Origin of the sequence: Parvibaculum sp. (assembly GCF_035511255.1) — a bacterium.
Lineage (GTDB): Bacteria > Pseudomonadota > Alphaproteobacteria > Parvibaculales > Parvibaculaceae > Parvibaculum.
Genome location: NZ_DATKFR010000096.1, coordinates 1 through 5,641, shown reverse-complemented (window position 1 = coordinate 5,641; position 5,641 = coordinate 1). Strand labels below are relative to the sequence as shown.

Annotated in this window: 7 protein-coding genes and 1 tRNA gene; 2 read left to right on the top strand and 6 right to left on the bottom strand. The window is 64.6% G+C overall.

What is annotated here, in order from left to right; translation table 11 throughout:
* Nucleotides 1–34: 34 nt before the first annotated feature.
* From VMR03_RS03250 to VMR03_RS03240, 3 genes are all read right to left on the bottom strand, one after another.
* Nucleotides 35–110, bottom strand: a tRNA-Glu gene (locus VMR03_RS03250).
* 575 nt (nt 111–685) lie between these two features.
* Nucleotides 686–1,189 carry a M67 family metallopeptidase gene (locus tag VMR03_RS03245; RefSeq protein WP_325402238.1) on the bottom strand — a complete coding sequence of 168 codons (504 nt, stop codon included), beginning with the start codon at nt 1,187–1,189 and terminating at the stop codon, nt 686–688.
* Nucleotides 1,186–1,575, bottom strand: coding sequence for a hypothetical protein (locus VMR03_RS03240; RefSeq protein WP_325402236.1), 390 nt, complete (start codon nt 1,573–1,575; stop codon nt 1,186–1,188). The genes VMR03_RS03245 and VMR03_RS03240 overlap by 4 nt, the downstream gene beginning before the upstream one ends.
* Here VMR03_RS03240 and VMR03_RS03235 point away from each other — a divergent pair.
* Both VMR03_RS03235 and rpoH read left to right on the top strand, forming a co-directional pair.
* The gene (locus VMR03_RS03235) at nt 1,574–2,629 is read left to right on the top strand and encodes an RluA family pseudouridine synthase (RefSeq protein ID WP_325402234.1); all 1,056 of its coding nucleotides are present in this window, start codon (nt 1,574–1,576) and stop codon (nt 2,627–2,629) included. The genes VMR03_RS03240 and VMR03_RS03235 overlap by 2 nt on opposite strands.
* A 134-nt stretch (nt 2,630–2,763) precedes the next feature.
* Nucleotides 2,764–3,666 carry an RNA polymerase sigma factor RpoH gene (gene rpoH / locus VMR03_RS03230; protein ID WP_325402232.1) on the top strand — a complete coding sequence of 301 codons (903 nt, stop codon included), beginning with the start codon at nt 2,764–2,766 and terminating at the stop codon, nt 3,664–3,666.
* A gap of 178 nt (nt 3,667–3,844) precedes the next feature.
* On the opposite strand, the gene msrA is transcribed toward rpoH, so the two are convergent.
* The 3 genes from msrA to VMR03_RS03215 all read right to left on the bottom strand — a co-directional run bounded on the left by msrA (nt 3,845) and on the right by VMR03_RS03215 (nt 5,420).
* Nucleotides 3,845–4,459, bottom strand: a complete 615-nt coding sequence (gene msrA / locus VMR03_RS03225) for a peptide-methionine (S)-S-oxide reductase MsrA (RefSeq protein WP_325402230.1) — start codon at nt 4,457–4,459, stop codon at nt 3,845–3,847.
* A 77-nt stretch (nt 4,460–4,536) separates the two neighbouring features.
* A complete protein-coding gene (locus tag VMR03_RS03220) occupies nt 4,537–5,049 on the bottom strand; it encodes a mismatch-specific DNA-glycosylase (protein WP_325402228.1) in 513 nt (170 codons plus the stop codon).
* Nucleotides 5,046–5,420 carry a VOC family protein gene (locus tag VMR03_RS03215; protein WP_325402226.1) on the bottom strand — a complete coding sequence of 125 codons (375 nt, stop codon included), beginning with the start codon at nt 5,418–5,420 and terminating at the stop codon, nt 5,046–5,048. The genes VMR03_RS03220 and VMR03_RS03215 overlap by 4 nt, the downstream gene beginning before the upstream one ends.
* Nucleotides 5,421–5,641 lie beyond the last annotated feature (221 nt).

The following is a 5,641-nucleotide window of genomic DNA, read 5'->3' as shown; positions in this document are numbered from 1 at the left end:
GGCCGGATCGACGCGATCGACGGCCTGGCGCGATTGGTATCCCCAAGGGGAGTCGAACCCCTGTTTTCGCCGTGAGAGGGCGACGTCCTGGGCCACTAGACGATGGGGACGTGACCAGTTCGGGCGCCTCGTATAGGACGCCCGCGCCTGCCGATCAAGCGTAATCCAAAGCCGGCCTCCGCCGGAGGCAAGCCGCCCATCGCCGCCGCGACGACCGACCGGCCGGCGGCTCTTCAGAGACTCGGGAGGACGTCCCCGTCCCTCCCGAAGCCCCACCGTCCCTAGGGCACGCGCCCTAAAAACTCTTGTCCGCACTGCGGCAAACGGGCGCAGTTTGTTTGTAGGTGTATTACACTTATTCCAGTTTTCATATATTTCATATTTAAAAACAAAGACTTGAGAAAACATGCGGACAAGCTCTCCGCAGTCAGAATATTTTGCGCCGCACCATTTTTGTCTTTGACATTTTGTCACGAAAGCCCGATAAAAGACTCACGAAAGTTCGATCGATCTCCTCCCCGATCGCAGGCTTTCAGTAGTTGCCGCCTGTGCCATCCTCCCTCCTCCCCCGGCACAGGCGGCACCCTCCCTTCCCCCGACATTCCGAAGAACTGAAGAAACCGCCGCTTGTGCGGGTTTTTGCGTTCGCGCCGCGTTGCGTCCGCGAAATCGCCATCTGCTTCCGTTAGATGCCGATCTCGAGTCTCAGCGGCCGGAAGCGTTGCGCCGCGCCATGCCCGAGTCTCAACCAGGCGTGGAGCGGCATCGGCCCGGTCCGGCGTGGCGGCGCCGCGATCAGCGTCACCAGCCCCACTTCATGCGCGCCCGCGAGATCGGCGCCGGATGGCCTCGCGACGCCCGCCGGATGGGAATGGAAATAGCCGAGGATACCTTCGCGCGGTCTTCGGATCGCCTTCCCGTGCCCATCGCCACGCCCATCCTCGCGTAAGGCGCGCTGCACGGTAAAAAGCACCACCGGATCGATCTCGAAGTGCCGTGCCCGGTCCGCCGCGACATTCGCCGCCGGCACGGCGCGCATCGCATAGGCCCGCCCTGCCCGCACCGTACCGACCAGCACGCCGCAGCATTCGTCGGGAAAGCGCGCCTGCGCTTCGGCGGCGATGTCGAGATAGGCCCGCCGCCCCAGCGTCAGCGCGCCGATCATGCGCGGATGCGCGTGATGGTTCATTTCGCCGGATCGCGGGAGGCGAGGTCGCTCAGCGGCCGCAGCCTGATGCGCCCCATTTCCTGCCCGGTCTTGGCGCTGACGATGATGATCTCGTCCTCCTTGCCACCCGAAACGTGCACGACGATCCGGTCCTCGGCGAGGCTGACGCTCTTCACCGTCTCGTCCGGCGCGACATGGACGTCGCTGACGCCGAAACGGCCGGCGAAGCCCGCCGCCTGCTCCGCCGGATGGGAGGCGCGCTTGGTCACCACCACGAGGACGAAGATCACCCCGGCGACGAGAATGAGGCCCATGGTGACGAGCAGCATGATCGCCGCCTTCACGCCGTTCGAGAGAGGCGGCTTTACAGGTTCCCCGGAAAGAGGCGCGGCGGTATCGTCAGACATGATGTCCTCACTGAAAGAATCGGCCCCGGAAGGCGCCACGAGCCACGCCGTGACGGTGCCGCCGGAAGCGGCCGGCATCCGCCTCGACAAGTATCTCACCGACGCCCTGGCGGGCAAGGCGCCCGAGGGCGAGGCCGTGCTCTCCCGTGCCCGGCTTCAGGCGCTGATCGACGAGGGCCGCGTCCGCGTCGAGAGTGCCGGCCAGCCGCCCGCAACGGCCGCCGACGCCTCGCGCAAGGTCAAGGAAGGCGAGAGCTACACGGTCAGCGTGCCCGCCCCCGTCCCGGCGAAGCCGCTCGGCCAGTCGATCCCGCTCGACATCGTCTATGAGGACGACGAGCTCATCGTGGTGATGAAGCCCGCCGGCCTCGTCGTCCATCCGGCGGCCGGCAACCAGGACATGACGCTGGTCAATGCCCTCATCGCCCATTGCGGGGAAAGCCTCTCCGGCATCGGCGGCGAGCGGCGGCCCGGCATCGTCCACCGCCTCGACAAGGACACGTCCGGCCTGATGGTGGTCGCCAAGACCGACCGCACCCATCAGGGCCTGTCGCTGCAATTCGCCGCCCATGGCCGCGACGGCAAGCTCACCCGCGCCTATTGGGCCCTCGTCTGGGGCGAGCCGAAACCGCGGGACGGCACGATCGAGGCGAATATCGCCCGTTCGAGCCATAACCGCTCGAAGATGGCGACCGTCAAGACCGCCGGCCGCGAGGCCATCACCCATTATCATGTGATGGAAAGCTTCGGCGAACCGCCCCTCGTCTCGCTGGTCGAGTGCCGGCTCGAAACCGGGCGGACGCACCAGATCCGCGTCCACATGACCGCCATCGGCCACCCCTTGCTCGGCGACCCGACCTATGGCGGGGGCCAGCGGACGCGCAAGACCCGGCTGCCGCCCGAGGCGCAAGCCGCGCTGGAACGGCTCGGCCGGCAGGCGCTTCACGCCCATCACCTCGGCTTCGAGCATCCCGTGACCGGCGAAAGGCTCGAATTCGACGCCCCTTTGCCGCGCGATATGGCCGATCTGCTGGGCAGTTTAGAAGGATTATAGATTTTTAATCTGGCGGCCCTTTTCTGGCCCGAAAGCGCGCCTATATAGAAAACCGATGTCCGAGCGGCGTAGTATGGAATTACACCCAAGCGGACGTCCGGCCTTAAGGGGGCCCGCCTGAAAGGGGTACTGATATGTCCAAGCTGATGCCGGCGCCAAGCCCGGAAGGAAGTCTCTCGCGGTATCTCCAGGAGATCCGCAAGTTCCCCATGCTCGAACCGCAGGAAGAGTACATGCTCGCCAAGCGGTGGAAGGAGCATGAGGATTCCGAGGCAGCGCACAAAATGGTGACGAGCCATCTGCGTCTCGTGGCGAAGATCGCCATGGGCTATCGCGGCTATGGCCTTCCCATCGGCGAAGTCATTTCCGAAGGCAATGTCGGCCTCATGCAGGCCGTGAAGCGGTTCGAGCCCGAAAAGGGCTTCCGCCTCGCGACCTATGCGATGTGGTGGATCCGCGCCTCGATCCAGGAATACATCCTGCGCTCATGGTCGCTCGTGAAGATGGGCACCACGGCCGCGCAGAAGAAGCTCTTCTTCAACCTGCGCAAGGTGAAGGGCCAGATTCAGGCGATCGAGGAAGGCGACCTGCGTCCCGAGCAGGTGACCTATATCGCCGACCGCCTCGGCGTCACCGAGGATGAAGTCACCTCGATGAACCGGCGCCTGTCCGGTCCCGACAATTCGCTCAACGCGCCGCTCCGGCAGGATTCCGAAGGCGGCGAATGGCAGGACTGGCTGGTCGACGACAGCGCCGATCAGGAAACCGTGCTCGGCGATCAGGAAGAAATGGGCCTGCGCCACGAGATGCTCGCCCAGGCGATGCAGACGCTCAACGAGCGCGAGATGCACATCCTGACCGAGCGCCGGCTGAAGGACGAACCGGCGACGCTCGAAGACCTCTCTCAGGAATATGGCATCAGCCGAGAGCGCGTCCGCCAGATCGAGGTCCGCGCCTTCGAGAAGCTGCAGAAGGCAATGCGCGCCGCCATGCGCGACCAGTCCGACGCCCGCAAGGAAGCCATCGCCAACGCGTGACCGTCGCGCTGTCGACAAACTAAAAGGCCGCCCCACACCGGGCGGCCTTTTTTGTTTTCACTCTTTCTCTTTCCCGTCATGGCCGGGCTTGACCCGGCCATCCACCTCTTCTTGACGCCGAAAGAAAGACGTGGATACGCGGGTCAAGCCCGCGCATGACGCAACAAAAAAGAGAGCGTTACTCCGCCGCCACCCCGGTCCCGATCGGGCAGCTCACGCCGGTGCCACCGAGGCCGCAATAGCCGGCGGGGTTCTTCGCCAGATATTGCTGGTGGTAGTCCTCGGCGAAAAAGAACTCCGGCGCGTCGAGGATTTCGGTCGTGATCGCGCCGTAACCCTGCTTGCCGAGTTCGGCCGCATACATCGCCTTCGATGCTTCCGCCGCCTCGCGCTGCGCCGCGCTCGTCACATAGATGCCCGACGTCGGGTTGTGGCTCTCCCAGAAAGTCTTGAGCAGCGTCTCGTAGGACACCTTCTTCGGATCGTAGACGACAAGCACGACCTCGTTGTGCCCGGTGCGGCCAGTGCAGACCTCCTCATAGGTCGGGTTCGGCGTATAGCCCGCCGCATAGCCGACCGCCGTCACGACGACGCCCGGTACCTGCCAGAACTTCCGCTCCGCGCCCCAGAAACAGCCGAGGCCGAAAATCGCCGTCTCGCTGCCCGCCGGGTAAGGCCCCTTGAGCGGCGCACCGTTGACGAAGTGCCGCTCCGCCGTCGGCAGCGGCGTCCCCCGCCCCTTCAGCGCCTCGTCGGGCGCGGGCATCTCGATCTTCTTGCGCAGATTGAACATTCAGCACCTCCATTCTTGGAGCCCGGATATGGGCGATTCTATGCCTTCGCAAAAGCCCTGTCAGGTCTTGTGCGCAATCACGTCTTCGTGCGCCCGAGCCAGTCCGCCAATTCCCGCCACGGCCCGATGTCCCAGTACCGCGTCGCCGCGCCGGAGGGCGAGCAGAGGACGAAGACCTCCGGGAAATCCGGCAGCGTCCGCGCCTGCCGGCCGAGTGCGATCTTCCCCGTCGGCTGCCCGAGCCAGACGCTCGCTGCCTTCTTGCTGGTGAAAGCGATGGCGCGCGGGCGGAAGCGGCGCATCTTGGTCTCGAAAAGCGTTCTGTCGAAATGTTCGGGCGCGATCTCATGATCCATGCCCGCCCCGATTTTCGACATATCCGTGAAACCGATCCCGAGCCCGGCGAGCTTCGGAAACTCATGCGGCGCGAAAAGCCTCGGCGTCAGGCCGACCTCATGCAGCGTCCGCCAGAAGCGGTTCCCCGGATGCGCGTAATAGGCGCCCTCCGCCGCCGACCGATGCCCCGCCGCCGTGCCGACGAAGACGAGGGCGAGCCCCTCGCGAAGCTGATCGGGGAGCCTTTCGTTCATGCCTCGTCGGCCGACATGCCGAATTTCAGCAAATTACCGTGAGGGTCACGGATATAAAACTCCTTCATGCCCCAGGGCCGTATGGCGAAGTCGTATAGGCGCTCGCCGCCGATGGGCATCTCTCCTATGCCGGCCTCCGCGAATTCCTCGTAGAGCGCCGGGATCTGTCCGCCCCTGATATAACAGGCCGTATTTTCCGGATGGATGCGGTCATGGGCGAGCCAGAAGTGAATTTCCATCCGGTCGCGGCGGACGATCAGATAGTCGCCGAGGACTTCGGCCGCGAAGCCGAGCTTTTCCGTATAGAAGCGGCGGGATTCCTCGATGTCGAGCGAGGCAAGGATCGGTATGGTCTCGGCATGGTCGGTCATGTGGGCCTCGATCGGACAAGCTGGGCTCCTCCCGGATTTCGGGAGCGCGGGAGGCTATGGACACACTTTTGGAGATAACGGGATAGATGGGAAGCAGCGTCACGCTGGTCAAGAGGCGCGGCACACGGAATATTTTTCGCGAAACTTATCCCCGCCCTCACCCTCCCACCGCCTCGCGGCGGCGGGCCCCTCCCTCTCCCGCAAGCGGGCGAGGGGTAAGA

Bases quoted from the DNA above. Each gene is read 5' to 3' on its own strand.
- VMR03_RS03215 (WP_325402226.1), bottom strand. From the start codon at position 5,420: ATGACCGACCATGCCGAGACCATACCGATCCTTGCCTCGCTCGACATC.
- msrA (WP_325402230.1), bottom strand. From the start codon at position 4,459: ATGTTCAATCTGCGCAAGAAGATCGAGATGCCCGCGCCCGACGAGGCG.
- VMR03_RS03220 (WP_325402228.1), bottom strand. From the start codon at position 5,049: ATGAACGAAAGGCTCCCCGATCAGCTTCGCGAGGGGCTCGCCCTCGTC.
- rpoH (WP_325402232.1), top strand. From the start codon at position 2,764: ATGTCCAAGCTGATGCCGGCGCCAAGCCCGGAAGGAAGTCTCTCGCGG.
- VMR03_RS03235 (WP_325402234.1), top strand. From the start codon at position 1,574: ATGATGTCCTCACTGAAAGAATCGGCCCCGGAAGGCGCCACGAGCCAC.
- VMR03_RS03245 (WP_325402238.1), bottom strand. From the start codon at position 1,189: ATGAACCATCACGCGCATCCGCGCATGATCGGCGCGCTGACGCTGGGG.
- VMR03_RS03240 (WP_325402236.1), bottom strand. From the start codon at position 1,575: ATGTCTGACGATACCGCCGCGCCTCTTTCCGGGGAACCTGTAAAGCCG.